26 protein-coding genes are annotated in these 25,916 nt (G+C 70.7%); 8 read left to right on the top strand and 18 right to left on the bottom strand.

Annotated features, from left to right (window positions below):
• The first annotated feature begins 102 nt into the window (after nt 1-102).
• Nucleotides 103-723, top strand: coding sequence for a TetR/AcrR family transcriptional regulator (locus EIL87_RS16390; RefSeq protein ID WP_125091396.1), 621 nt, complete (start codon nt 103-105; stop codon nt 721-723).
• 160 nt (nt 724-883) lie between these two features.
• On the opposite strand, the gene EIL87_RS16385 is transcribed toward EIL87_RS16390, so the two are convergent.
• On the bottom strand, nt 884-1,774 hold the full coding sequence (locus tag EIL87_RS16385) for an alpha/beta fold hydrolase (protein ID WP_125091395.1): 891 nt from the start codon (nt 1,772-1,774) through the stop codon (nt 884-886).
• A 47-nt stretch (nt 1,775-1,821) separates the two neighbouring features.
• Between EIL87_RS16385 and EIL87_RS16380 the strand changes: the two genes are divergently transcribed.
• Nucleotides 1,822-2,565 carry a TetR/AcrR family transcriptional regulator gene (locus EIL87_RS16380; protein ID WP_125091394.1) on the top strand — a complete coding sequence of 248 codons (744 nt, stop codon included), beginning with the start codon at nt 1,822-1,824 and terminating at the stop codon, nt 2,563-2,565.
• Between the two features lie 58 nt (nt 2,566-2,623).
• Here EIL87_RS16380 and EIL87_RS16375 read toward each other — a convergent pair whose 3' ends face one another.
• Nucleotides 2,624-2,851: a DUF3107 domain-containing protein gene (locus tag EIL87_RS16375; RefSeq protein WP_125091393.1), complete on the bottom strand. Its 228-nt coding sequence runs from the start codon at nt 2,849-2,851 to the stop codon at nt 2,624-2,626.
• Between the two features lie 97 nt (nt 2,852-2,948).
• Entirely contained in the window at nt 2,949-3,635 is a 687-nt protein-coding gene (locus EIL87_RS16370; RefSeq protein WP_125091392.1) for a ferritin-like fold-containing protein, read from the bottom strand.
• Nucleotides 3,636-4,134: 499 nt separating this feature from the next.
• Between EIL87_RS16370 and EIL87_RS16365 the strand changes: the two genes are divergently transcribed.
• Both EIL87_RS16365 and EIL87_RS16360 read left to right on the top strand, forming a co-directional pair.
• Nucleotides 4,135-5,712: a DEAD/DEAH box helicase gene (locus EIL87_RS16365; protein WP_233576328.1), complete on the top strand. Its 1,578-nt coding sequence runs from the start codon at nt 4,135-4,137 to the stop codon at nt 5,710-5,712.
• 171 nt (nt 5,713-5,883) lie between these two features.
• Complete coding sequence (locus tag EIL87_RS16360) at nt 5,884-7,086, top strand: Rv3212 family protein (RefSeq protein ID WP_125091391.1); 1,203 nt, start codon at nt 5,884-5,886, stop codon at nt 7,084-7,086.
• A gap of 67 nt (nt 7,087-7,153) precedes the next feature.
• Here EIL87_RS16360 and EIL87_RS16355 read toward each other — a convergent pair whose 3' ends face one another.
• The 5 genes from EIL87_RS16355 to EIL87_RS27095 all read right to left on the bottom strand — a co-directional run bounded on the left by EIL87_RS16355 (nt 7,154) and on the right by EIL87_RS27095 (nt 10,225).
• On the bottom strand, nt 7,154-7,603 hold the full coding sequence (locus tag EIL87_RS16355; protein WP_199740444.1) for a hypothetical protein: 450 nt from the start codon (nt 7,601-7,603) through the stop codon (nt 7,154-7,156).
• A gap of 23 nt (nt 7,604-7,626) precedes the next feature.
• Nucleotides 7,627-8,472, bottom strand: a complete 846-nt coding sequence (locus EIL87_RS16350; RefSeq protein WP_125091390.1) for a RecB family exonuclease — start codon at nt 8,470-8,472, stop codon at nt 7,627-7,629.
• Nucleotides 8,473-8,507: 35 nt separating this feature from the next.
• Entirely contained in the window at nt 8,508-9,380 is an 873-nt protein-coding gene (locus EIL87_RS16345; RefSeq protein WP_125091389.1) for a PHP domain-containing protein, read from the bottom strand.
• A gap of 80 nt (nt 9,381-9,460) precedes the next feature.
• The gene (locus EIL87_RS16340) at nt 9,461-10,033 is read right to left on the bottom strand and encodes a PH domain-containing protein (RefSeq protein ID WP_125091388.1); all 573 of its coding nucleotides are present in this window, start codon (nt 10,031-10,033) and stop codon (nt 9,461-9,463) included.
• 27 nt (nt 10,034-10,060) lie between these two features.
• Nucleotides 10,061-10,225, bottom strand: a complete 165-nt coding sequence (locus EIL87_RS27095) for a cytochrome c family protein (RefSeq protein ID WP_175547979.1) — start codon at nt 10,223-10,225, stop codon at nt 10,061-10,063.
• Nucleotides 10,226-10,370: 145 nt separating this feature from the next.
• Here EIL87_RS27095 and EIL87_RS16335 point away from each other — a divergent pair, with 145 nt between their 5' ends.
• The 3 genes from EIL87_RS16335 to EIL87_RS16325 all read left to right on the top strand — a co-directional run bounded on the left by EIL87_RS16335 (nt 10,371) and on the right by EIL87_RS16325 (nt 12,607).
• Entirely contained in the window at nt 10,371-10,799 is a 429-nt protein-coding gene (locus EIL87_RS16335; protein WP_199740462.1) for an NUDIX hydrolase, read from the top strand.
• 498 nt (nt 10,800-11,297) lie between these two features.
• Nucleotides 11,298-12,377, top strand: a complete 1,080-nt coding sequence (corA, locus tag EIL87_RS16330) for a magnesium/cobalt transporter CorA (RefSeq protein WP_125091387.1) — start codon at nt 11,298-11,300, stop codon at nt 12,375-12,377.
• 29 nt (nt 12,378-12,406) lie between these two features.
• The gene (locus tag EIL87_RS16325) at nt 12,407-12,607 is read left to right on the top strand and encodes a hypothetical protein (protein WP_125091386.1); all 201 of its coding nucleotides are present in this window, start codon (nt 12,407-12,409) and stop codon (nt 12,605-12,607) included.
• 351 nt (nt 12,608-12,958) lie between these two features.
• On the opposite strand, the gene EIL87_RS16320 is transcribed toward EIL87_RS16325, so the two are convergent.
• From EIL87_RS16320 to EIL87_RS16280, 9 genes are all read right to left on the bottom strand, one after another.
• Nucleotides 12,959-14,131, bottom strand: coding sequence for an ABC transporter ATP-binding protein (locus EIL87_RS16320; protein ID WP_125091385.1), 1,173 nt, complete (start codon nt 14,129-14,131; stop codon nt 12,959-12,961).
• Between the two features lie 4 nt (nt 14,132-14,135).
• On the bottom strand, nt 14,136-14,981 hold the full coding sequence (locus EIL87_RS16315) for a carbohydrate ABC transporter permease (RefSeq protein ID WP_125091384.1): 846 nt from the start codon (nt 14,979-14,981) through the stop codon (nt 14,136-14,138).
• A complete protein-coding gene (locus EIL87_RS16310) occupies nt 14,981-15,919 on the bottom strand; it encodes a carbohydrate ABC transporter permease (RefSeq protein WP_125091383.1) in 939 nt (312 codons plus the stop codon). The genes EIL87_RS16315 and EIL87_RS16310 overlap by 1 nt, the downstream gene beginning before the upstream one ends.
• On the bottom strand, nt 15,919-17,175 hold the full coding sequence (locus tag EIL87_RS16305; RefSeq protein ID WP_233576300.1) for an ABC transporter substrate-binding protein: 1,257 nt from the start codon (nt 17,173-17,175) through the stop codon (nt 15,919-15,921). Before EIL87_RS16305 ends, EIL87_RS16310 begins: the two co-directional genes overlap by 1 nt.
• 267 nt (nt 17,176-17,442) lie before the next feature.
• Nucleotides 17,443-17,961 carry a general stress protein gene (locus EIL87_RS16300; protein ID WP_125091382.1) on the bottom strand — a complete coding sequence of 173 codons (519 nt, stop codon included), beginning with the start codon at nt 17,959-17,961 and terminating at the stop codon, nt 17,443-17,445.
• Between the two features lie 332 nt (nt 17,962-18,293).
• Nucleotides 18,294-21,614, bottom strand: coding sequence for a patatin-like protein (locus EIL87_RS16295; RefSeq protein ID WP_233576299.1), 3,321 nt, complete (start codon nt 21,612-21,614; stop codon nt 18,294-18,296).
• Between the two features lie 42 nt (nt 21,615-21,656).
• Nucleotides 21,657-22,610, bottom strand: coding sequence for an HpcH/HpaI aldolase/citrate lyase family protein (locus EIL87_RS16290; protein ID WP_125091381.1), 954 nt, complete (start codon nt 22,608-22,610; stop codon nt 21,657-21,659).
• A 98-nt stretch (nt 22,611-22,708) separates the two neighbouring features.
• Nucleotides 22,709-23,104 carry an NUDIX hydrolase gene (locus EIL87_RS16285; protein WP_233576298.1) on the bottom strand — a complete coding sequence of 132 codons (396 nt, stop codon included), beginning with the start codon at nt 23,102-23,104 and terminating at the stop codon, nt 22,709-22,711.
• 4 nt (nt 23,105-23,108) lie between these two features.
• Entirely contained in the window at nt 23,109-23,555 is a 447-nt protein-coding gene (locus EIL87_RS16280; protein WP_125091599.1) for a MarR family winged helix-turn-helix transcriptional regulator, read from the bottom strand.
• 252 nt (nt 23,556-23,807) lie between these two features.
• Here EIL87_RS16280 and EIL87_RS16275 point away from each other — a divergent pair, with 252 nt between their 5' ends.
• Nucleotides 23,808-24,947 carry an Mrp/NBP35 family ATP-binding protein gene (locus tag EIL87_RS16275; RefSeq protein ID WP_125091379.1) on the top strand — a complete coding sequence of 380 codons (1,140 nt, stop codon included), beginning with the start codon at nt 23,808-23,810 and terminating at the stop codon, nt 24,945-24,947.
• A gap of 194 nt (nt 24,948-25,141) precedes the next feature.
• On the opposite strand, the gene EIL87_RS16270 is transcribed toward EIL87_RS16275, so the two are convergent.
• Nucleotides 25,142-25,759 (bottom strand): O-methyltransferase, encoded by a 618-nt coding sequence (locus tag EIL87_RS16270; protein WP_233576297.1) that lies wholly within the window; start codon nt 25,757-25,759, stop codon nt 25,142-25,144.
• Nucleotides 25,760-25,916: the final 157 nt, after the last annotated feature.

Raw genomic sequence — 25,916 nt, 5'->3', positions numbered from 1 at the left:
TCCGAAGCGGGCGGATTGCGGTAGGTGCCTCTACTGGCGAGTAGAGTCGGGGAAGTTTGGGGGCTGCATGGCCACCGATCGCGGCGGAAGGAAGAGGCGAGGATGACCGGGACCGCGCAGCCGAGTAAGGGAATCCGGTTGCCCCGCGACGCGCGCCGGGCGCAGCTGCTCGAAGCGGCCCAGCACGTGTTCGTGCACAACGGCTACCACGCGGCGGCGATGGACGACATCGCCGAGCGCGCAGGCGTCAGCAAGCCGGTCCTGTACCAGCACTTCCCCGGGAAGCTCGAGCTGTACCTGGCGCTGCTGGAGACCCACGGCAACGAGCTCGTCCGGCGCGTCCGCACGGCGATCGAGTCGACTTCGGACAACAAGCTGCGGGTGCGTGCCGCGATCGGCGCGTTCTACGAGTTCGTGGCCAGCGAGGACCAGGCGTTCCGGCTCGTGTTCGAGTCCGACCTGCGCGGCGAGCCCGCCGTGGAGAAGGCCGTCGAGAACTCGCTGTCCGGTTGCATCGACGCGATCACCGAGGCGGTCACCGCCGACGCCGGCCTGGACGCCGCCCGCGCCCGCCTGCTGGCGGTCGGCCTCGTCGGCCTGGCCCAGGTCACCGCCCGCGACTGGCTCGACGAGCCGCAGAAGATCCCGCGCGAGGAGGCCGTCAACCTGATGTCCACCCTCGCCTGGAAGGGCCTCGCGGGCTTCCCCCTCCAGAACCCCTGACCACCCCAGTGGCGAACCCGCGCGAGCCCGTCCCGCAGCAGAGCGACCCACGCGACGCCCACCACCCTCCTGACCAGCGCAGACCTCACAGGGCGGTTCACCCTTCGGAGTGAGGGGCCGACATGTCGCGCGACATGTCGGCCCCTCACCCGGGTGGGTGTCAGAGGAGGGTGGCCAGGCGGGTGGTGAGTTCGTGGGTGCGTTCGAGCGGGAGCATGTGGCCCGCGCCCGGGTAGAGGTAGAGGTGGGCGCCGGGGAGGGCCGCCGCGATCGTGTCGGCGTGGTCCCGCGGGGTGAGGCGGTCCGCCAGGCCGGCGAAGACCAGCGTGGGGATGCCGTCGAGCCGGGCCAAGGCCTCGACCCGCTCGTGGGCCGCCAGGGACTCGCGGTAAGAGGCCATGTTCACCGGGTGGCAGCCCGCCAGCCAGGACGCGGTGGCGGCGACGTCGTCGGGCTCCGGGTCCTCGCCGAACAGCAGCCAGCGGACCCCCGGCCGCAGCCAGGCTGACCCGCCGCTGACCCGCTGGCCCTTCGACGCCGCGAGGCAGCGCCGCAACGCCCGCTCCCCCGCGTTGAACGCGGCCGCCGCGCGCGGGGGCAGGCCGAAGCCCGGCGCGGCCAGATCGCCCGAGGAGGTCGCCACGAGCGCGACGCCGCGGACCCGGTCGAAGACCTTCGGGTGCTGCTCGGCCAGCGCCATGATCGTCATGCCGCCCATCGAGTGCCCGGCCAGCACGATCGGCCCCTCCGGCACCCGCGCGGCCAGCAGTTCGGCCAGGTCGTCGGCGCAGCGGCGGATGGTGGCGTCGCCGGGACCGGCCGGACGGCTGTCGCCGTGACCGCGCAGGTCGAAGCGCAGCGTGCGCACGTGGCGCCCGGCCGCGGCGGGCAGTCCGGCCGCGACGCGGTCCCAGGTGTGCTTGCTCAGCGTCCAGCCGTGGACGAAGACCGCGGTGACCGGCGCGTCCTCAGGACCTTCGTCGATCAGCGCCAGTCGAGCGCCATCGCTGGCGGTGAACTCGGCGGCGGGGACCGTCGTCTGCACATCCACTCCCGAAACATTGCGTGTTACCAGCAGTAACAGTAATCTCGGGTAGCGTGAGCTCCCACGCCCGGCATGTCAAGGCCGTCCGCAGCGACGAGCACGGAGGCGACGCCCGCAAGGAACGCTGGCGCGAGCACCGTCGGGCCCGCCGCGCCGAACTCGTCCAAGCGGCCGTGCGCGCCATCGGCGAACACGGCCCCGACGTCGGGATGGACGACATCGCCGCCGAGGCCGGCGTCAGCAAACCCGTGCTCTACCGGCACTTCAGCGACAAGAGCGACCTCTACGTGGCCGTCGGCGAGTGGGGCACGGACCTGCTGATGCAGCGGCTCCGACCGCTGTTCCGGACCAACGGCTCGGCCAACCAGCTGATCCGCAGCCTGCTGGACGCCTACCTCGGGCTGATCGAGGAGTACCCCGACCTCTACCGGTTCGTCGTGCAGCGCAACTTCACCGACCGGCCGGTGGCCAGCGACCCCGTGTCCCACGAGAAGACCGTCATCGCCAACTCGCTGGCCCGGCTGCTCGGCCGCTACCTGCGCGCGCTGGGCCTGGACTCCGGTGGCGTCGAGGTGTGGAGCCACGGCCTGGTCGGGCTCGTGCAGGCGAGCGGCGACTGGTGGCTGGACCGGCAAACCATGAGCCGCGAAGACCTCACCACCTACCTGGCGCAGGTCATCTGGTCAGGCATCGACGGCGTGCTGCGCTCGGCCGGTCTGGTGCTCGACCCCGACGAGGACCTCGAACTGCTCGACCAGGCGTACTGGGAGGCCGTCCCCGACGAAGGCTCGGGCTGAACGCGTCGAGGGGCACCCCGGAACACCGGGATGCCCCTCGACCAGCTCGAACGAGGCTTCAGCTGACCCCGAAGCCCACGCGCGGCACGTCCGCCGGTCCGATCTCGACGTAGGCGATCTTGGTCGACGGAACGATGACGCGCCGTCCCTTGCGGTCGTCCAGCGCCAGCACGCTCGCGTCGCTGCCCAGCGCCTCGGAGACCTGCGACTCGATCTCCTGCTGGGACTGCCCGCTGTCGATGGTCAGCTCGCGCGGACTGTCCACGACGCCGATCTTGACCTCCACGCCGAACCTCCGTAGGGCACTAGAAACGATGTGACGGGGGCAAGGCTATCCCAGCCCCACCAGGGGGCACCGGATCTGCCCATTCGCTCAGAGCGAATCAACCCAGCCCCAACGCGCCCATCCGCTTGGTGTGGTTGCTCTGCAGCCGCCGGAACATCGCACCGATCCCGGTGAGGTCGCCAGAGCCCTTGATGATCAGCTCGGCCAGCGCGTCGCGCTCGGCGACCACGTACTGGGCCTGCGTGATCGCCTCGCCCAGCAGGCGGCGCCCCCACAGGGTCAGCTTGTCGCGCAGCGAGCGGTCCTCGGCGCAGGCCGCCTGGACCTCGCGCTCGGCGAACGCGGAGTGGCCGGTGTCGGCCAGCACCGCCAGCACCAGCTCGCGCGTGTCGGCGTCCAGCCACTCGGCGACCTCGCGGTAGAAGTCCGCGGCCAGCCCGTCACCCACGTAGGCCTTGACCAGCGACTCCAGCCACGAGTGCGGGGCGGTGGAGGAGTTGAACGCCTCGAAGGGCTCGGCGAAGGGCTTCATGGCCTCATCGACCGCGACCCCGCGGGCGGCCAGCGCCTGCTCCAGCATCCGGTAGTGGCCGATCTCGGCCGCCGCCATGCTCGACAGCGCGGCGCGCCCGGTCAGCGTCGGCGCGGTGCGCGCGTCCTCCGCGAGCCGGTCGAAGGCGGACAGTTCGCCGTAGGCCAGCGCCGCGAGCAGATCCACGACGCCTTCTTGGTAACGTTCGTCACTCCCACCCGGCATGGTGGCCCGCTGGTCAGCCTCGTTCATGGCTGCGAGCGTAACCGTCGGCACGCCCGAGTTGTACGCGCCACGTCAGTTTCGCGTTCAGAACAGGTATCCTCGGCGCTGGAGGAGCAATCGGCGTCCAGACGGCGCGGTGGAACACCGTGGGGTCGGCTCCCCGAAACGTCACGATCCGGGCGACGGGCGCCCGAGCGGGACGGCCCCGGACATGTCGGCGCGACGCGGCTCGAGCGAACAGGCTCGACGGCTGTGGCGCGCACGCGACGTCGATGAGACAACGAACCAGCCAGCGGGACATTCGCCGCTGTAGCGACACGAAGGCGCGCACCATTACGTCGGTGACCACGAGCACTCCGAGCAGCCGCGACATCGCGGCGGCCACGTGCCGGTTGGACGTCGCCACGGGATCGGCCCGAACCGGGACGCATGCGCGCAGGTACCGAGAGAGGCGATCACTCTGACGTTCACCAACAGCCAGGCCCCCGGTGGCCTCGAAGATCAGACCGGGGGCGGCACCCCCGACATCAACAACAGCACCACCCCCGAAGCGGCCGAGGAGCGCCTGCTCCCGACGTTCGCCGAGCTCGACGTCCACCCGGACATCGTCAAGGCCCTCACCGAGGCCGGCATCGAGCGGACCTTCGCGATCCAGGAGCTGACGCTCCCGCTGGCCATGCGCGGCGAGGACCTCATCGGTCAGGCCCGCACCGGCACCGGCAAGACCCTCGGCTTCGGCGTCCCGCTGCTGCACCGCGTGGGCGGGGCCGGCGACGGCACCCCGCAGGCCCTGATCGTGGTCCCGACCCGTGAGCTGTGCCTCCAGGTCACCCGCGACCTCACCGACGCCGCCAAGCACCTGGGCGTGCGCACCCTGGCCGTCTACGGCGGGCGCCCCTACGAGGAGCAGATCTCCGCCCTGCGCGAGGGCGTCGACGTGGTCATCGGCACCCCGGGCCGCCTGCTGGACCTCGCCGAGCAGCGCCACCTGGTGCTGGGCAAGGTCTCCACGCTCGTGCTCGACGAGGCCGACGAGATGCTCGACCTGGGCTTCCTGCCCGACATCGAGCGCATCCTGCGGATGGTCCCCGAGCAGCGGCAGACCATGCTGTTCTCGGCCACCATGCCCGGCCCGATCCTGACCCTGGCCCGCACCTTCATGACCCGGCCGACGCACATCCGCGCGGAGCAGGCCGACGAGGGCGCGGTGCACGAGCGCACCCGGCAGTTCATCTACCGGGCGCACTCGATGGACAAGTCCGAGCTGATCGCCAAGGCCCTGCAAGCCGAGGGCCGCGGCCTGGCGATGATCTTCAGCCGCACCAAGCGGCAGGCGCAGAAGCTGGCCGACGAGCTCACCGAGCGCGGATTCGCCGCCGGCGCCGTGCACGGCGACCTGGGCCAGGGCGCCCGGGAGAAGGCGTTGCGCGCGTTCCGCTCCGGCAAGGTCGACATCCTGGTCGCCACCGACGTCGCGGCCCGCGGCATCGACGTGGGCGGCGTGACGCACGTGATCAACCTGCAGTGCCCGGACGACGAGAAGACCTACATCCACCGCATCGGCCGCACCGGCCGCGCGGGTCGCGAGGGTGTGGCGATCACCCTGGTCGACTGGGACGAGGAGCCGCGCTGGAAGCTGATCAGCGACGCGCTCGACCTGGGCAAGCCGGAGCCGGTGGAGACCTACTCCACCTCGGCGCACCTGTTCACCGACCTGGACATCCCGACCGACGTCACGGGGCGCCTGCCGCTGGCCAAGCGCACCCGCGCCGGACTGGACGCCGAGCCGGAGGGTGACTCGGGCGAGGCCAAGCGCCCGCGCCGCAACCGCCGCCGCACCCGCGGGGGCAAGTCGGACGGCGGTGGCGAGGCCACGACCGGTGCCCGGCAGGACTCCGACGCCGAGACCCGCCCGACGCGGCGCCGCAACCGCCGCCGCACCCGTGGTGGTGCCGAGGTGAACGCCGAGGTCGGCGCGCACCAGTCGGAGAACTCCGCGAGCGCCGAGTCCGGTTCGTCCGACGCGGGTGACCGCCCGCGTCGGCGTCGCCGTCGTCGCCGTGGCAGCGCCGAGGGCTCCTCGGAGACCACGGACAACGCCTGATCTGCGGACCTGTGAAATCTCGACCTCCTCAGGAGGTCGAGATTTCTTCGTCTCCGGCGGGGTGCGCGTCCACCGCACCTGAGCAGCACCGGCGGTGGCGCCCGGAGCCGGGACCGCGGAGCGGGCATTAAGCTCGCGGCGGGGTGCTTTCGACGACGTGGGGAGTGGGTTGTGGTCCGGCCTGAGCGGCGCACTCGGGGTGACATCGCCGCGGTCGTGGTGATCGTGGCGGCCGCGCTCCTCGGAGCAGGAGTGCTGTGGCTCGGCAGCGACGCCCGCGCGACGATCTCGGAGACCGCCGCCGAGCCGCTCCCGGAGCAGCCGGTGCCGACGTCGGTCCCGGACGCGCTGCACGAGGCCTGGCGCGCGCCCAGCGCCGCCACCCCGGTGCCGGTGATCGCCGGTCCCGCGGTGGTCACCGGGAACGGCAACGAGGTCCTCGGCCACGACCCGGTCACCGGCCAGGTCGCCTGGCGCTACGCTCGCGACATCCCGCTGTGCACGATCGGGACCGAGTGGGACCGCGCGGTCGCGGTCTTCCGCAAGTCGCACAACTGCAGCGAGGTGACCTCGCTGCGCGGTCCGACCGGTGAGCGCGGTCCGCAACGCAACTCCGACGCCGAGTTCGGCACCCGGCTGCTCGGCGACGGCACCTACCTGACCGCGACCGGCACCCGCTCCTTCGAGTCCTGGCGCTCAGACCTGGTGCGCACGCAGCAGTTCGGCATCCCGCCGCAGCTGAAGAACCCGAAGAACAACATCGAACGGCCGGACTGCACCTACTCCTCGATCGCGGTCGGGCACGGCCGCGCGGGCGTCGTCGAGAACTGCCCCGGCGAGACCGGCCGGATCACCGCGGTGAAGCTGCACCCGGAGGACGACGAGAAGCCGGAGGAGGACTTCAGCGTCTCCCTCGGCAGCCGGGACGCCGCGGTGGTGGCGGTGAGCGAGCACCGCGTCGCGGTGGTGATGCGCGACAGCTCGCAGCTGCTGGTGTTCGACGACCAGGGCGGTGTGGTCGAGAGCCACCCGGTGCGCGTCGGCCCGCTGGCGAGCGACGACAACGTGCGGGTGGAAGCCACCGCGATCGGGCGGCGCGTCTACTGGCACACCGGCGTGGACACGATCGCGCTCGACCCGAAGACCCTCACTCCGCTGTGGACCAGCCCGGACACCCTCGGGGCGGGAACCTCGCTGGCGAACCGGCTGGTGGTCCCGGTGCGGGACGCCATGGCCGTCCTCGACCCGATGACCGGCGCCGTGGAGCGGGTCGTCCCGGTCGACCGCAGCGGCTACACCGGCCCGGTGCGGCTGAACTCCCTCGGCCCGGTGGTCCTGGAGCAGCGCGGCGACACGCTGGTGGCGCTGCGCTGATCAGGCCGGTTCCGACCACGAGCCGGAATCACGAGACGGTGCGCGACCTCCTCAGCCGCGCTGGTCGTCACCACCACCAGAACCACAGCGAGCCGAGCACCACGACCAGCACGCCGGCCACCGCGGCACCGCCCGCGCGGTCGCGGTGCCGGTCGGCGTAGGTCTGCAGCGCGACGGCGACCAGGCCGGCCACCAGCTGCGAGAGCACCGCTGAGACGCCCGGTCCCTGCTGGCCGTGGCTTGTCGCCCAGAACTGGACGCCGATCAGCGCCAGCGCCAGCACCAGCGACCCCATCGCCAGGGCACCGGTGAAGCTGCGCACCGTCGTTCCCGCCGCGCTCACCCGGCGCGGCTGGGCGAGTTCGTGGCGGGCGCGAGAGCGGCGGGCGCGCGGGCCCTCGGGAGGCGTGCCGCGCGGCGGCGGTGGCGGTGGCGGCGTGCGGCGCGCGCCGGCGGTGGGAGGCATGTGCCGCGTGCGGGGCGGCGGGGTCCGTCGTTGCGGGGTCGGTGCGTGCATCGGCCCGTCCTCCGGTCGAAAGCTCATCCGTCCCCCAGCAGCGCCCAGGGTCGCAGATCGGGTGCGGCCTGCTGTCCCTCGGTGCAGTGTGCCCGGAAATCGCACCAGGAGCAGTGCGGTCCGGTCCGGACCGGAAACGCCTTCTCCGCAACGGTGTTCGTCGTCGCCGATTCCCACGCGTCCGTCGCGTCCTGCAGTTCACCCGCGAGTCGTTCGGCACGCTCGCGGAGCTCGTCGAGGGACTCGGGGGTGTGATCCCAGGCCGAGACCGTACCCGTGGGCAGGTGGTGCAGCTCCACCCGGTTGCACGGCCGACGCAGCGCTCTGCGCACCGCGAGCGCGTACAAACCCAATGCCAGCGAGTTCTTCGCATCGTCGACCCGCAAACCGTGCCTGCCGGTCTTGTAGTCGACGACCACCAGCTCGCCGTCGCGGGAGTCGACGCGGTCCACCCGGCCCTCGGCGATGATCTCGCCGACGGGAGCCGACACCCACCGTTCGACCGCCACAGGGGTGAACTCGGCGTCCAGCCCGGCCACGTAGTCGCGGACCCACCGCTGCGCGCGCCGGCGGTAGTCGGCGGCCTGCTCGGAGTCGGCGAAGCCGTCGGACTTCCAGTGCCGGTGCACCAGCACCTCGGCGCGCTGCGGCGTCCGCTTCTCGGGGCGCAGGTCGAAGTAGGCCTTCAGCGCGTTGTGCACGACGGCACCCAGCGTGGCGTTCGCCCACGCCCCACCGCGCTTCGGCGCTGGTCTGTCCAGGTACGCCATCCGGTAGCGGCGCGGGCACCCCGCCCACGTCGACAGGCGGGCGGGCGTGACCCGCACGAGCTTCGCGGGGATGCCTTCCAGGCCGAGCTGCTGCTGCACGGCCACCACACTACGCAGATCGGCCGACGCCCAGCTCAGCTGATGACCTTGCTCCCGGAGCAGCGCGCGACGATCCGCTCCAACGAGTCCGGGGCCGTGGTCTCCTGACCGATCCGGATCGTCTTGTTGGTGCCGTGGTAGTCGCTGCTGCCGGTCGGGATCAGGTCCAGCTCGGCGGCGAGCTCGCGCAGCCGGGCCCTGGTCGGTTCGTCGTGGTCAGGGTGGTCGATCTCGATGCCCGCCAGCCCGTGGTCGGCCAGCTCCGCCACCACCTCGGCGTTGACGACCCGTCCCCGCTTCTGGGCGAACGGGTGCGCCAGCACGGTCGCTCCGCCGGCATCGCTGATCATCTCGATCGCCCGGTGCACAGGCGTGTCGGTGCGCGGCAGGTAGTAGCGGCCACCGCTGCTGAGGTACTGGGCGAAGGCCTCGTCGACGCTGTCGACGGTGCCCGCCGCGACCAGCGCGCGGGCCAGGTGCGGACGTCCGCCCGGCGAGTCCGGCGGAAGGCCGGCCATGATCGCCTCGGGGTCGATCTGGAAGCCGTCGTCGGCCATCCGGCGGGCCATCTGGTGCAACCGCTCGCGGCGTTCGGCGCGCAGCCGCGACTGCTCGCGCACCAGGGCCGGGGATTCCGGGTTGAACAGGTAGGCCAGCAGGTGGACGGTGACCTGCCGACCGTGGCCGTCGGGACTGGAGCAGGACAGCTCCGCACCCGGGACCAGCCGGAACGTCCCGGGACGGCCGAGTTCGCGCACCGCGCGCTCGGCTTCGGCCCACCCGGCGGTCGTGTCGTGGTCGGTGATCGCGATCGCGTCCAGCCCGGCTGCGACCGCGGTCGCCACCAGCTCGGCCGGCGTGTCGGTCCCGTCTGACTCGGTGGAATGCGTGTGCAGGTCGATGAGCACACCTCAGTGTGACCCATGACCCGCCGGGAAGGGCTCCGACACCGGTGATCCCGGACACGCCGGGACCACCGGTGGGAGACCTACAGCTTGGCGGCTTTCCGCTTGCCGACCGCCGCGCGGCGGGCCTTCAGCATGGAGAAGCGGTCCTGCTGCTGACCCTTCTTGTCGCCGAAGACCAGGCCCGAGATAGCGTCCTCCACCTCGGTCGGGTTCGGGACGTACTCAATCCGGTTGAGCGCCTGGATCTGACCCGCCGACTCGACGATCAGCGTGCCGTAACCCATCATCCGGCCCACCAACGACCGGTGGAAGGTCAGGTCCGTGACCTTGGTGACCGGCATCATCGCCACGTTGGTGGTGAAGATGCCGGTCGTGATGAGGAACCTCTTGTCGGTCACCACGATGCGCTCCACGTACCAGTCGAGGACCTGGTAGGTGAAGCGCAGCAGCACGACCAGCCCGGCGTACCAGAGGATGTTCTGGAACAACCAGGAACTGCCCGGGGGCAGCAGGTACGACACCAGGACGAGACCGACGAGCAGACCCGACGCCTCGAACAGGTCCCACACCAGGCTCGCCCAGTGGCGCCGAACCCGGATCACCCGGCGCTCGGAGTCCAGCAGGTACTCGTCGGGATCCCTAGGAGCGAACAACGCACCCGCCTCCCCGCGATTCGCGCTTTATGCCTGGAAGAGGTTCTGCATGAAGGTGATGACGGCTTCTGCAGCACCACGAAGACTGGCCAGGATGCCGTTCACGACATTGCTGGCTTGGTCCGGCGCGGAAAACAAGAAGAACAGGAGGAAAGCAACCACTGCCCAGGTGAGGATTTTCTTCATGTTCACTGTGACGCACCCCGTCCGAAAAAGCCTTGAGTAGCACAGGCGCCTGCTGATCCGTTGTACCGCACTCCGCCCCTTTACGGCAGCTTTGTACCGCACTTGGGTCAGTCGTTCCCGGGCAGGCCCGGACCAACTACCCTCCGTGGCGATGATCGTATCGGAGAATCCCGTGATCCGCTGCGTCGGAGCCCTCATCTTCGACCCGCGAGGTCGGTTGTGCCTGGTCAAAAGGGCTAATGAGCCGGGAAAGGGCACGTGGTCGATCCCCGGGGGCCGAGTGGAGCAGGGCGAGGACGACCATTCGGCGGTACGGCGCGAAGTCTTCGAGGAAACCGGACTGGTCGTCACTGTCGGTGATCTTGTTGGCCGGGTCGAGCGACCCGCACCCCGCGGCACCTTCGAGATCCTCGACTACTCCTGCTGGACCAGTGAATGGGAACTTTCCCCTGGTGACGACGCCGCCGATGCGATGTGGGCGGACGGTGCGACTTTCGCCACACTCGATCGAAATGGACAGCTGTCAGCCGGATTGGCCGAGACCCTCAGGGACTGGGATTGTTCACCCCGCAACGAGTGAGCGGAATACCGGCGGGTTACCCGCCACCGAAGACAACGGTGACGATCGGTGGAACCGGCGCCACCGGAAGCCCATTCCGGGTGCCCGAACAAGTCGAATGGTCCGCTTTCGCGTTCAGCGCTCGCTGCGACGTGTGACGTGAGCACGACGCGGTTGCCACCAGCCCACCCGGACGGAGTATCGTGGCCCGTTGGCTGATGCGGCGCCCACCTGAGCGGTGGCTGACTTCGGGAGGTGAGGGATCGTGAGCAGTAGTACCGACAGCGCGCTTCCGTGCAGTACCAACCGCATCCCCGCCGAAAAGGCCCGCCGCTAGTCCAGCCGAGCGGTTCTTCGGCCCTTCAGGCCAGGGCGGGATGCGAACCAGCAAGCGAGAGCGATCTCCGCCCGGAAGACCGCACGGTGCGCGTCCCCGGACCGCCGTCCGGACGACCGCCGACCGGCCCACCGGTCGCGCGCCGCGCACGTCCCCGGGCCCCGCACACCCTGGAGGCCGTCGTGCCGAACCTGCCTTCGCTCGGCCTGCGCAACCGCACCGGTCGCGCCGCCCAGCCCGTCACCCGCCAGCCGGCGCCGGTGTCCGCCTACGTGGTGGACTGCGGCGTCTACGTCGACGGTCACCGGCTGGAGGGCACCTGGAACCACGCCGCCGCGATCGAGGAGGTCCGCAGCCGCGGTACCGGTTTCGTCTGGATCGGGCTGCACGAGCCGACCGAAGAGCAGATCAACGGCATCGCCGAGACCTTCGGGCTGCACGAGCTCGCGGTCGAGGACGCCGTCCACGCGCACCAGCGACCGAAGCTGGAGCGCTACGACACCACGCTGTTCATGGTGCTCAAGACGGTCCGCTACGCCGACACCGAGCACCGCACGGCCACCAGCGAGATCGTCAACACCGGCGAGCTGATGGTCTTCCTCGGCCGGGACTTCGTGATCACCGTCCGGCACGGCAAGCACGCCGAGCTGAGCGACCTGCGCAGCCGGCTGGAGAACGACCCGGAGCAGCTCGCCCTGGGTCCGTCGGCGGTGCTGCACGGGGTGGCCGACACCGTGGTGGACAACTACCTCGACGTGACCGAGGCGATCCAGGACGACATCGACGAGATCGAGGCCGAGGTCTTCGAGCCCCGCACCAAGATCGACGCCGAGCAGATCTACCTGATGAAGCGCGAGGTCCTGGAGCTGCGGCGCGCGGTCCAGCCGCTGTCCAAGCCGATGCAGCGACTGGCCGAGGGCTACACGCCGATGATCGCCGAGGACGTCCGCTCCTACTTCCGCAACGTCGAGGACCACCTCGCGCGGGTGTCGGAGATGGTCGGCTCCTTCGACGAGCTGCTGACCACCCTGGTGGACGCCACGCTGGCCAAGATCACGCTCCAGCAGAACACCGACATGCGGAAGATCTCGGCCTGGGTCGCGATCATCTCCACGCCGACGATGATCGCCGGGATCTACGGCATGAACTTCGAGCACATGCCCGAGACCAGTTGGAAGTTCGGCTATCCGATGGTGATGGTCGTGATGCTGGTGGCGTGCATCGTGCTGTTCAAGATCTTCCGGAAGAACAAGTGGCTGTAACGATTCCGGTGCAGCCGACGATGTCAACCATGAACGTGAGGAGGTCCGACATGCACGCGCAGAACAACGCGCTCGTCCAGCAGCGGCTCCTCCCCGGCGCCACGGCGAGACCCCATCCCGTGTCCCGCCGGGAGATCGCCGAGAAGTTGTTCCGGCACTCGGCTTGGGTGCAGCGAAAACCCGGCGCGATGTGGGACGTGGTCCCCGCGCTGAGCGCCGCCGCGCGCTGACGGCACATGCCCGGGTAGACCGCGGGCCCACATCGTGAAAACGGATCTGCAGCAACCAGAATCTCGTTCTCACGTTGGGAGGCACCGCCATGGCTCGCCTGCTCTCCAGCAAGCTCACCTTCCTCGTCGCCCTGCTCGCGGGCTGGATCGCGACGGAGTTCGTGCTCATCGCGAACCAGCTGTGAGCGCACCGGGTGGCGGAGTCGCGGCCAGCACTCCGCCACCACCCGCCTGATCGAAGTTCCCGCCGAAACCTCTCCCACCGGAACCGCCGGGTGGGGTTTCCGCGGGAACTTCCCCTCCTGCGCTGTGCGGGGACGTCCCGTCCGGACGTCCCCGCACACGCGTGGGCTACCTGATCGTCTCGCCCGTCCGCGGGTTGAAGAGGTGGATCTTCTCGGTGTCGAACCAGACCGTCAGCGAGGAGTTCTCCCTCGCCTGGCTCTCCACCGACAAGCGGGTCACGACCTGGCCCTCGTCGGTGGGGACCTCGGAGCTACCGCTGTCGGCGGCCAGTTCGTCGAGCTCCGCGCTGCTGGCCTTGCCGCCCTGCAGCGTGAAGTAGACGTACTTGTCCGAGCCCATCTCCTCCACCACGTCCACCTCAGCGGTGAACGTCGCGCCCCTGGTCGCAGCCGCGTCGTCGACCAGGGCGGCGTCCTCGAAGTGCTCTGGGCGGATGCCCAGCACGAGATCGCGCGGAGCGGTCGCGGCCTCCACGGCCGTGCGCAGCCTGTCCGGCAGCGGCACGTCGCCCAGGGGGCTGCGCAGCTTGCCGTCGGCCAGCTCCACCGGCACGAAGTTCATGGCCGGGGAACCGATGAACCCGGCCACGAACAGGTTCGCCGGGTGCTCGTAGAGGTGCTGCGGCGCCCCCACCTGCTGCACCACACCGCCGCGCAGCACCACGACCCGGTCGCCGAGGGTCATCGCCTCGGTCTGGTCGTGGGTGACGTAGACGGTGGTGGTGCCCAGCTGCTTCTGCAGCTTCGACACCGACGTGCGCATCTGCACCCGCAGCTTGGCGTCCAAGTTGGACAGCGGCTCGTCCATCAGGAAGGCCTTCGGGCTGCGCACGATCGCCCGGCCCATCGCCACCCGCTGCCGCTGGCCACCGGAGAGGTTGGCCGGCTTGCGGTCCAGGTGGCCGCTCAGGTCGAGGATCCTCGCCGCCTCGGTGACCTTCTCCTTCACCGTCGCGTCGTCGACCTTGGCCAGCCGCAGCGGGAACGCCATGTTCTCGAACACCGTCATGTGCGGGTAGAGCGCGTAGGACTGGAACACCATCGCGATGTCGCGGTCCTTGGGCGCGCGCTCGTTCATCCGCTCGCCGCCGATGCGCAGCTCGCCGCCGCTGATGTCCTCCAGCCCGGCGATCATGTTGAGCGTGGTGGACTTCCCGCAGCCCGACGGACCGACCAGGATCACGAACTCGCCGTCGGCGATCTCCAGGTCCACCTCGTTGACCGCCAGCGACCCGTCCGGGTAGCGCTTGGTCACCTTGTCCAGCACGATGTCGGCCACTTGCTTACCCCTTCACTGCGCCGGAGGTCAGTCCGGACACGATGCGTCGCTGGAAGAACAGCACGAACAGGATGATCGGGATCGTGATCACCACGGCGGCGGCGGAGATCGTCCCCGTCGGGTCCTCGAACTGCGAGTCACCGGTGAAGAACTGCAGCGCCACCGGAACCGTCCGCGAGTTCGCCGTCGACGTGAGCGAGATGGCGAACAGGAAGTCGTTCCAGCAGAAGATGAAGACCAGGATGGCGGTGGTGAACACCCCCGGTGCGGCCAGCGGAGCGATCACCCGGCGGAAGGCCTGCGCGGGTGTGGCGCCGTCCATCTTGGCCGCCTTCTCCAGCTCCCAGGGGATCTCCCGGAAGAACGCCGACAGCGTGTAGATCGCCAGCGGCAGCGAGAAGGTGGTGTAGGGCAGGATCAGGCCCGGCCAGGTGTCGAACAGCCCGACCTTCCGCTCGATCTCGAACATCGGGGAGACCAACGAGACCTGCGGGAACATCGCGATCAGCAGCGACGCCCCGACCAGTGCCCGCTTGCCGGGGAAGTCGAGCCGGGCGATGGCGTAGGCGGCCATGGTGCCCAGCACGACGGCGATGGCCGTGGCGATCAGCGCGATGCCGATGGAGTTCAGCAGCGCGCGGGTGAACTCGGTGGTGGAGAAGATCGCCGCGTAGTTCTCCCACGTCCACTCGCGCGGGATGAGGTTCCCGTCGGAGAGGGTGTCGGGGGTCTTGAACGACAGCGACACGATCCACACCACCGGGAGCAGCGCGTAAGCCACCACGATCACGTTGAGCGCGGTCCACTTGGCCTTGCGCGCGGCCGTCGGTGTTCCGGCGAGACCAGCCATCAGCCCCTCCCCTCCTCGTCGCTACCCGGGGCGGCGGTGCCGAAGAGCTTCACGAAGATCCACGCGACGAGCGCGACTGCGAGGAAGATCAGCACCGACATCGTCGAACCGATGCCCAGGTTCAGGCCTTTGATCAGGTTGTTGTAGGCGAGCACCGACACCGACGAGGTGTCCTGCGCTCCTCCGGTGAGCACCACGATGTGGTCGAAGACGCGGAAGGCGTCGAGCGTGCGGAACAGCAGCGCGACCAGGATCGCCGGCTTCATCACCGGCAGCATGACCTTGACGAACCGCTGCCAGGGGCCCGCTCCGTCCATCGCCGCCGCCTTGAGCAGGTCGTCGGGCACCAGCGCGAGCCCCGACATCAGCAGCAGCGCCATGAACGGCGTGGTCTTCCAGATCTCGGCCACGATGATGATCGCCAGCGCGCTGCCGTACTCGGTCAGCGGAGCGCCGTCGGGGGTGATGGCGTTGGCGAGGTAGCCGGTGTCGGGTGTCCAGGCGTAGCGCCAGCTGAACGCGGCGACGACGGTGACGATGCCGTACGGGATGAGGCTGACCGTGCGCACCAGGCCCCGGCCGACCAGCGCCCGGTGCATGATCAGCGCCAGGCTCATGCCGAGCACGAACTCGAACAGCACCGACACCGCCGTGACGAGGACGGTCACCCAGAACGCGCTCCACCAGTAGGAGTTGGTGAGCACGGTGGTGTAGTTGTCGAACCAGATGAACTCGCGCTGCTCCGGGTACTTCAGGTCGAAGCGCTGGAACGACAGCCAGACGGCGTAGAGGATCGGCCAGCCGGTGACAGCGATCATCACCAGCGCTGCCGGCGCGGCCAGCAGCAGACCGAGCCGGCGCTCGGCCTTCTTGCCCTCGCTGACCGGCTGCGCGCCCTGCTCGCCGTCCCTGAGAGGTTCTGCGGCGGTGGTGACCATCAGGGCATCACTCCCTTGGACTCCAGGGCGTTCTGCACCTCGCGGCGCATCCGCTCAGCGGTGGTCGGCGGGTCGATCTCGGCGATGGGGCTGAGCATGTTGGACAGCACCGTCGAGACGTTCTGCGCGGCGGGGGTCACCGGCCGCGTCCCCGGGTCCTTGAGGGCCTGCAGGATCGTCTCGTGCATCGGGTACTCGGCCCGCAGCTCGGGATCGCTGTAGAGCGACTCGATGGTGGGCGGCACGCCGTCGTTGATGGCGGAGAACTTCTGGCTCTCCCTGTCCCGCAGGCACTTCGCGGCTTCGAACGACAGCTCCGGCTTGGTGGAGTAGCTGCTGACCGCGTAGTTGGCGCCACCGATGGTGGACTTGCTGGGCACGTCGGGGTCCAGCCCCGGCAGCCGCGCCCAGCCGACCTTCTTCGCCAGCTCCGGCTTCTCCTCCTGCATCGAGGCGTAGACGAACGGCCAGTTGAGCTGGAAGGCCGACTGCCCGGTCTCGAACTCCTGGCGCGCGTCGTCCTCCTCGGCGTTGTTCATGCCGGGACTGGTGACGCCCGCGGTGCCGAGGTCGCGCAGCGCTTCCAGACCGCGCACCGCGCCCTGGTCGACGACGGCCCTCGTGCCGTCGTCGCTGATCACGTGCCCGCCCGCGGACTCCAGCAGCGTGTTGTAGTGCACGTACAGGCCCTCGAACTGCGCACCGGTGAGGGTGATCCAGTGCGGCTTGCCCTCCCGCTCGAGCCGCTGGGCGGTCGAGATCATCTCGCTCCAGGTCCGGGGCGGTTCGGGGACGAGGTCCTTGCGGTACCAGAGCAGCTGCACGTTGGTGTTCTTCGGCGCTGCGTAGAGCTTGCCCTGCCAGGTCGCGGTTTCCAGCGGCCCGGGCAGGGTGTCCCGCTCGACCTCCGCCTTGTCCGCGCCGGTCCACTCGCGCACCCACTTGGCCTCGGCGAATTCACCGGTCCAGGTGACGTCGAGGTAGAGCAGGTCCATGCCGGCGTCGCCTGCGGCGAGCCGGCGCACCATCTGCTCCCGCTGGCCGTCGGCGTCCCGCGGCAGCTTGTGGTAGACGATGTTGTACCGACCCGCGGCCTTGGCGTTGCAGCGGTCGACGTTCTGCTGCAGGTTCTCCTCGGGTGCGCTGTAGAGGTTGATCGTGTTGGCACTTGCGGCTTGGCCGCACGCGGTCAGCGCCGACGCGCAGACCAGGGACGCGCCCAGCAGTGCCGCTGTACGAGTGCGGCGAGCTTCCACCTTCAGGTCCTTCCGGTGCACTGGTCGCGGCTGCGACCGAGCTACCGGGGATGTCGCCGGACGCTCCGTCGCACCACGACCACCGACGTTCCGCCGGTGGCAGGAAAGCTAGAGGCGTTGATCACGGAGGGCAAGCAGTACCGCGGCTTGTTGCCAACCCGTGAAGAAAGGAGGAACGACCGGGGTAATCGCTCACCCGTTAGCCGTGGCTCACTTAGCCGTTTTGGCGGCTGGATCAGGGGTTTCGCTACTCGCAGGTAGGGGGCCTCACTGGTCCGGCGGGCGCATCGCCAGCTTCGCGAGCAGGTCGCGTCCTTGCTCGGCGTGCTTCGGCTGGGCGAGGACGTCGTAACGCCCTGCGACCAGTTGGCTGGCCGAGGAGAAGTCGCGGCGACCCCGCGTCGAGGCGTAGCCGACGGCGGCGAAGACCAGGCCGAACACGATGCCCGCGCCCAGACCGGCGAGCACCGGGGCGATCCAGCTGCCCTGCGGGGTGAACATGCCCATGATCAGGCCGACGAACAGGCCGAACCAGGCACCGGAGGCGGCGCCACCGCCCAGCACGCGGCCCCAGGTCAACCTGCCGGTCACGCGTTCGACCAGCATCAGGTCGACGCCGACGATGGTGACCTCCTGGACCGGGAAGTCGCTGTCGGCCAGGTGGTCGACAGCCCGCTGGGCTTCCTCGTAGGTGCTGTAGGAACCGATCGGCCACCCGGTCGGCGGGGTGGGCAGGTTCGGTGTGCCCGGCGCCGGCCGGCTGGAGCCGGTGAAGGGGTTGGACACCGCTGACACCTCCGTTGAACTGCAGTCCTGGGACAGGACGCCCCTACGACCAGGTTACCTCGCAGCACCACTCGGAGATCATGAACGTCCCCGCACCGATGCGCACCCGATACCCGCCCCACGTGGGTGAGGCGCGAGCCCGAACGGGCCCGTGGAGCAGTGCGGGGACGCGGCGGAGCCGCCGTCATCGAGGCTCGCACCGCCGTCGGCGCTGAGCCGAGTCCGCCGCGACGCCGTGCGCACGCGTCAGGAGTGGCGCGCTGAGCCGCTGTGCTCTCCCTTCCGAGGTCCTGCCACTCGCACCGCTTGGCGGGACGGTTCCTCAGCAGGACCTACCGGACGAGGCGCGCCGGGACTGGGGCGGTGTCACCGGAGGTGCCGGACTTGCGCCTGCTCGGCCGGGGGCGCGGCGGCAGGACGTCGACACAGCTCTGGAGCACGCTGTGGGCGCAGACCAGCGCCAGCCCGGCCAGCGGGAGCCAGGTGCCGACCTCGGGTTCGACGTCGGCGCCCATGCCCAGCGCGGCGATCCCGACCAGCAACGTCAGGGCGACCGCGAGGATGCGCGCCGAGGTCCGGTAGGCGACCGCGGCCGGCCAGGTCAGGACGGTCGCGACGAGCACGACCCCGAGCAGGCCGAGTCGCAACCCCGTGTGGTGCAGCGCGAACGCGGCGGCCAGCAGCGCAGCGGCGATGCCCAGTGCCGGGACCCAGCGGGCGAATCCGGTGCCGAAGCGCCGGGCCAGTCGCCGACCGGCCCAGACGGCGAAGACGACCGCGAGCAGCGCGGCCCCCGGCGTCCAGGCCGTCGTGGACGCCGGGGCGAGCTCTCCGAGCGACCACCACTGCGTGTCCGAGCCGCTGCCGCTGCACATGGCCCCCAACGGGCAGTCCCCCGGGAGGAACCCGGGCACGGACGCGGTTCCGCTCGTGGTCAGGGTGACGGTCGTGGCCGCGGCGAAACCGAGCAGGGCCGTCCGGGCGGGTGCCGCCACCGCGTGGACGACCAGCATCAGCAGCGGCTTGACCAGCGATACCGCCACGCGACCGAGCCACCGCAGCGCACCCGGGCCCTGCGGACGCACCGCGCGTTGTGCCAGCAGGCCGACGCGGGTCGCCATCGACAGCAGGCGGCGCTCGCCCAGGTCCCGGACGCGCTCACGGCCCACGTCGAAGCTCTCCACCGCGCGGGACAGCTCGGTGGGCGGCGCTGGGGCGGGCGGCTCGCCCGGTGACGGATCGGCACCGGGCGGAACCGACTCGACGTGCGGGACCTCGGTCGCCGCGATCGTCCACTGCAGACGCTCGGTCAGCAGAGCGCGGGTCTCCACCAACGTGTGCCGGTCCTCGGGCGCGGCGAACAGCGCGTCGAGCTCAGCGCGGACGTCACCGGCGTGCCGCGCCCACACCTCGGCGAGGAAACCACGCCACTGCTTGGCTTGGGACTCGTCGAGCACGCCGAGCTCGGCCTCGGTCGGACGGCTGACGATGGACTGCAGCGCATCACCCAACGCCTCCGAACCCCCGTGCCGCAGCAGGCGTTCCGGGTCCACGAGCATGCCCACCAGCGTGGCGGCGGCGTCCATCCGCCCCCACATCCAGTCGTTCGCGCGCCACTTCGCCGACAGGAACGCGCCGAAGCTGCCCAGGTCCAGGCCCCGGATCTTGTCCTCGATGCGCAGCGATCCCTCACGGCGCAGCGCGGTGAACGGCAACGGCGTGGACTCGTCGCTGACCACGCGCAACAGGTCGATGCGGGCCGTGGGAGCGCGGGCGGGGTCCAGCGGTGCGGTGAGCACGACGAGTCGCCGCAGCACCTCGGGGCGGTCCTCGGCGTTCTCCAGCAACGTGAAACCGACCTGCTCCGCCGCAACGGGTTCCGACCGCCGGGGCGCGGATCCCGCCAACCGGTCGGCGATGTCGTGCAGCACTGCGCGAGCGCGGGCGACCGCGTCCACCCCGTCGGCCTCGGGTGCCGCATCCGCACCGGAGGATTCCAGGATGGACTGGAGCTCGGCGGCGAACTCGGCGAGCGCCTCCTGGAAACCCTCGCCGTCGGAGACCGCGCGCAGCACCGCGCCGAGCAGCGGTTCGATGGGCGACGGCAGCTTGTGCTGCAAGCGTTCTCGACGGCGCTGCACCCGGCGGATCCAGTCGTCGATCTCAGCGGTCTCCACGATCGGTTCCAGCTGGGCGCCGTGGATCCAGTACCGGTCGGCGTGCCCGGCCAGCACGGTCGCGAAGGTGCGCAGCCGGTACAGCTGCGCCTTGCACGCACCGACCTCCGCGGACCTCTCGACGTCCCACGCCCAGCCGAGGCACTCCGCCACTCCGGCCACCAGTCCCCGCACGTCGTCGAAGAGCTCCGGCCCGGCCTCCCGAGCCACCGCCGACAGCCGTTCCGGCAGCTGCTCGCGGGTCTGCGCCGACCACTCCGCCAGCGCGTCACCGATCACCGCCGGCAACAGGGCACCGTCCTCGCAGCCCGCGGGTTCGGTGAGCAACGCGTGCACCGCCCGGGCGTCCAGTTCCGCCCGCACCACGGCGTTCTCGGCCTCCGCGGCCGCGCTGAGCTCGGCCAGCCGAGCCGGGTGGTCGCGCAGCGGCGCGAACAAGGCCCTGCGGCGCAACGCGTTGCGCGCCACGGTCTCGTTGTGCTCGGCGAGCTCGTCGAGGTCCGACAGCAGCGATTCCTGGGTGAACCGGCCGCGCAGGGCCGCCGCGGTCACCGGCAACGCGCCCCCGGAGGTGCGGCGTTGACCGCGCGAGACGACCGGGTCCGGGTTGAGGTAGAGCAGGAAGCGCTTGGTCGGGCGGTCCGCGGGAGCGTCCGCGATCGCCTCGATCGCGGCGGTGACCGGGATGTTGTCCAGCACGCCGCCGTCGATCACCCGGAACGGCGTTGCACCGGGGCTGGTTTCGGAGAACAGCCCGAGCATGTTCGGCTCACCGGGCGGGGGTTCGCCAGGGCCGGAGTGCACCGCGGCCGGTTCGAAGGCGAACGGGTACGAGGAGCTGACGCGCGCGGCGTGCGCGAGGCGCAGGGCCGTGTCGTCGACCTCGCCGAAGTCCGACAGCGGATCACCGGCCCGGCCCTCGTGGTGGAAGGTCAGCCGCGCGGCACGCCGTTCCAGCGGCATCGGGCCGACGCGGGCGTCGTGGTGCCGCTCCACCACCGCGTCCAGCAGGGTCGCGGTGAGCAGCACGTCCGCGCGGCAGCCCGGCTGCTCCTCGGCGGGCGGGCAGTTCTCGCGGACGACGCGGACGAGTTCAGCGCGGAAGTAGTCGTCGCCCTCGAGCAGCGAGGCGGGCCCGCGCTGCCAGAACTTCGGCACCGGGCGGGACATCGCCTCCAGGTCGGCCAGCTGCACCCACATCCGGCGCATCTCGTCGAACGGCAGGCCGTGGACCAGCGTCGCCGACAGCAACGCGGCGTTGAGCCCACCGGCCGACGCACCGGCCAGCACGTCCACGGCGGCCGACCGGTAGCCGGCGAGCCGCGCCAACGACGCCCAGGGGTGTTCGGATCCGGCGTCGTCGCCGAGGGATTCGCGCAACCTGTTGATCTCGGAGACCGCGCCGCCGATCCACACCGCCATGCTCGCGCCACCGCGCATGGCCAGCGCCAGACGCAGTTCGTCACCGTCGTCCACGATCACGAACGTACCGCCACGACGGGCCGCCGTGGGCCGGCTTCAGCTTTCCGGCGGCGTCCAGCGGTCCGTGCGCTCCATCCCGGCAGCCCGGCCCTTGCCGGCGATGACCAGCGCCATCTTCCGGGAGGCCTCGTCGATCATCTCGTCGCCGAGCATGGCCGCACCGCGCTTGCCACCGGCCGCGGAGGTGTGCCACTCGTAGGCGTCGAGGATGTTCTCGGCGTGGTCGTAGTCCTCCTGGCGCGGCGAGAACAGCTCGTTGACCGCGTCGACCTGCGCCGGGTGCAGCACCCACTTGCCGTCGAAACCGAGCGCGGCGGAACGACCGCCGACCGCGCGCAGCCCGTCGACGTCCTTGATCTGCAGGTACGGGCCGTCGATGGCCTGCACGTCCGCGGCGCGCGCCGCGGTGAGGATGCGGAACAGCGTGTAGTGGTAGGCGTCGCCCACGTCGTAGCCGGGAGGCTGCTGGCCGACCACGAGCGAACGCATGTTGACCGAGGCCATGAAGTCCGCCGGACCGTAGATCAGCGCCTCCACCCGCGGTGCCGCGGCGATCGCGTCGATCTCGACCAGCCCGCGGGCGTCCTCGATCTGCGGCTCGACGCCGATCCGGCCGACCTCCAGGCCCATCGCGCGCTCGACCTGGGTCAGCGTCAGGTCCAGCCAGCGCACGTGGTCCGGGCTGGAGACCTTCGGCAGGATGATCGTGTCCAGCTCGGCACCGGCGCCCTCGACGACGGTCACCACGTCGCGGTAGGTCCACTCGGTGTCGAGCGCGTTGACCCGCACCGACCGGACCTTGCCGTCCCAGCCGCCCTCGTTGAGCGCGCCGACGACCCGGTCCCGCGCTTCGGCCTTGGCCAGCGGTGCGACCGCGTCCTCCAGGTCGAGGAAGAACTGGTCGACGCCGAGCCCGCGGGCCTTGTCGATCATCTTCGCGCTCGACCCGGGCACCGCCAAGCAACTGCGCCGGGCACGACGACCGTCCACGTCTCGACCTCCACATCCGCGACCTCGCAACGACGAGGTCGCGCACCGCTCCACCTGGTCACGCCGGCACCGCTCGGGTGCCGGGCACGCCTGGGTGTCTACCACGCCGGATCGAGGTCGGCGTAGAGGTCGAGGATCGCCGGTGCTGTGACGCGGTGCTCGGCGTACTCGGCCCGGGTGAACCAGCCGAGCTCGGCGATCTCCGCGGAGGCGACCGGCTCGCCGTCGAAGACCCCCGTGTAGCAGGCGAGGTCGACCTCCACCCCGTCACCGCGGCCGACCGCGTCGTTGCGGTAGCGGGCGAAGAAGCGGGGTTCGCGCAGCTCGACGCCAAGTTCCTCGGCGACCTCGCGGTGGAGCGCTTCCGGCTCGCTCTCGCCCGGCTCGATGCTGCCGCCGGGCAGGTAGAAGGCGTGCTGGTCCTCGGACCGGACCAGCAGCAACCGGCGGTCCACGAAGCGCACCAGGCCCACGGCTTTGATCAGGGAGGTCACCCGCTCATGCTTGCGCACGCTGGCCTGGCGGCGAGGGCACACCCCCGTCCGCGAGGCGTTCGCAGGCGCGCACCAGGGTGTCCAGCTCGCCGTCGGCGGCGTTGAGGAAGTAGCGGGCGACACCGTTGCGGTGCGTCGCCGAGGCCATCCGCAGCCGCCCCTCACCTCGTTCGGTGATCACGGCCTGCACCCCGCGCCCGTCGGAGTCGACGCGCACGCGACGCACGAGCCCGAGCCGTTCCAGGCGGTCCACCAGCCGGGTCACCCCGGAGCGCGACAGCAGCACGACATCGGCGAGTTCAGTCATCCGGAGCCGTTGCTCCGGTGCTTCGGCCAGCGCTTCCAGGACGTCGTAAGCGGCCAGGGTGAGCCTCTGCTCGGCGATCAGGTCGCCTTCGAGGCAGCGCGTGACCCGGGCGTGCGCGCGGAGGAAGCTGCGGTACGCCAACAATTCACTTCGCGTCGGTAATCGGTCCAGAGCCGTCTCGGCCACGTGACGGATGTTACTGTCCGCACTCCCTTGACTTCGCAGCGCCCCTGGACCACCACCCCGGGTGACAGCCCTACCGGGGCTGATGGCGTTCCCCCGGTGCTCTACTCGTCCGTAACATGGGGGCTGCCGGATTCGGGTGTGAGACCCTTTTCAGGTTCGGCGGGACACGTCCCGTCCCCACCACGTTCACCAACGCTTGTCGAGGTAACCGTGACCAGTACGCAGTCCGCGCCGACCGAGGAAGCCGTTCGCCAGGCGCTCACCAAGGTCGAGGACCCGGAGATCCGCAAGCCGATCACCGACCTGGGCATGGTCAAGAGCGTGTCCATCGGCGACGGCGGGGCCGTGACGGTCGAGGTCTACCTGACGGTCCAGGGCTGCCCGATGCGCGAGACCATCACGCAGCGGGTCAACGACGCCGTCGCGGCCGTCGACGGGGTCACCTCGGTCCAGGTCGAGCTCGACGTGATGAGCGACGAGCAGCGCACCGAACTGCGCCGCAGCCTGCGCGGCGACGCCGAGGAACCGCGCATCCCCTTCGCCGAGCCCGGCTCGATGACCCGCGTCTACTGCGTGGCTTCGGGCAAGGGCGGTGTCGGCAAGTCCAGCGTGACGGTCAACCTGGCCGCCTCGATGGCCGCCCGCGGCCTGTCCGTCGGCGTGGTCGACGCCGACATCTACGGCCACTCCGTGCCCCGCATGCTGGGCGCCGGCGGGAAGCCCACCCAGGTCGAGAAGATGATCATGCCGCCGCAGTCGCACGGCGTGAAGGTCATCTCGATCGGCATGTTCACCCCGGGCAACACCCCGGTCGTCTGGCGCGGGCCGATGCTGCACCGCGCGCTGCAGCAGTTCCTCGCCGACGTCTTCTGGGGCGACCTGGACGTGCTGCTGCTCGACCTGCCGCCCGGCACCGGCGACGTCGCGCTGTCGACCGCGCAGCTGATCCCGAACGCCGAGATCCTGGTGGTCACCACCCCGCAGCAGGCCGCCGCCGAGGTGGCCGAGCGCGCGGGCGCCATCGCCATGCAGACCCGCCAGCGGCTGGCCGGCGTCGTGGAGAACATGTCCTGGATGGAGATGCCCGACGGCCAGCGCATGGACGTCTTCGGCTCCGGCGGCGGCCAGATCGTGGCCGACTCGCTGACCCGCTCGCTGGGCGCCGAGGTGCCGCTGCTCGGCCAGATCCCGCTGGACCCGAGGCTGCGCGAGTGCGGCGACGCGGGCGAGCCGCTGGTGCTGCAGGAGCCGGACTCCCCGGCGGGCGCGGCCCTCAACGACATCGCCAAGCGCCTCGGCACCCGAGCCCGAGGCCTCGCGGGCAAGCTCCTGTCGGTCTCGCCCGCCTGACGCACGAGGTTCGCCGGTCCTTCCCCTCCCGCGGAGGGGAAGGACCACCTCGGCATCCGAGCGGGCCGACCTCGCACCGCGGGTCGTTCAGCGAGGCGGCGGAGCCGCTGTTCCAGGTGCGGCGTCGCGGCGTGCACGCCGCGACGCGGTGAGTTCATCCAGCGGGAGCAGGGCGGCTCCTGGCTGTTCCCAGGTCAACGCTTGGCCGCTGCTAGCAGGCCTGGTCCGGTCGGGAGCGTCACCGGGACCAGCTCCTCGTCCTCCTGGACGCGCTTGACCATGCTGCGGATGGCCGTGGCCAGGGCACCGCGGTTGTCCTCCTGGCCGCCCAGCTGGACTCCGGCGAAGACGATGACCCCGCCGGGGCGCAGCAGCCGCACGCCCAGCTCCAGGTAGGCGGGGTAGTCGGAGCTGGCGACGCCCACCGAGACGAGGTCGTAGCCGCCTTCGGTGAGCCGGGGCAGCACCTCCACGGCGCAGCCGGTGATCATCCGGGTGCGGGCGGGCGCGACACCCTCCTCGCCGAGCGCGTCCCGGGCCACGCGCTGGTTGGCCGGGTCGGCGTCGATCGAGGTCAGCACGCCGTCGGGAAGCATTCCCCGGAGCAGCCACCGGGCGGTCTCACCGGACCCGGTGCCGATCTCCACGACGGCCTTGGCCCGCAGCGCGGCCGCGAGGAAGCGCAGCACGTGCAGCGACGACGCTCCGACCGGCGAGTCCTGCGGACCCTCACCGGCCGGGCGAGCACGTGTCTGCTCCCCCACCGCAACGCCGCCCGTCGAGTAGCGGGCCACCGACCTCTCGGGAATCACAACGCGGAAGGTTATCGGCGTTCGGCGCTCAGATGATGTCTTCGGACGACATCGTTAGACGGCCGTTTCCATGCGCGACGTCTCGTCACTCCGCGTGACCGCCGTCGCGCGGCCAAGCGGGTGAGAGCAACCTCACCCGAACTCTCAGGTGCATCTC

The sequence above is a fragment of the Saccharopolyspora rhizosphaerae genome, assembly GCF_003931915.1.
Lineage (GTDB): Bacteria > Actinomycetota > Actinomycetes > Mycobacteriales > Pseudonocardiaceae > Saccharopolyspora > Saccharopolyspora rhizosphaerae.
Note: the sequence above shows the minus strand (reverse complement) of the source record. Positions and strands in the feature narration are given on the sequence as shown.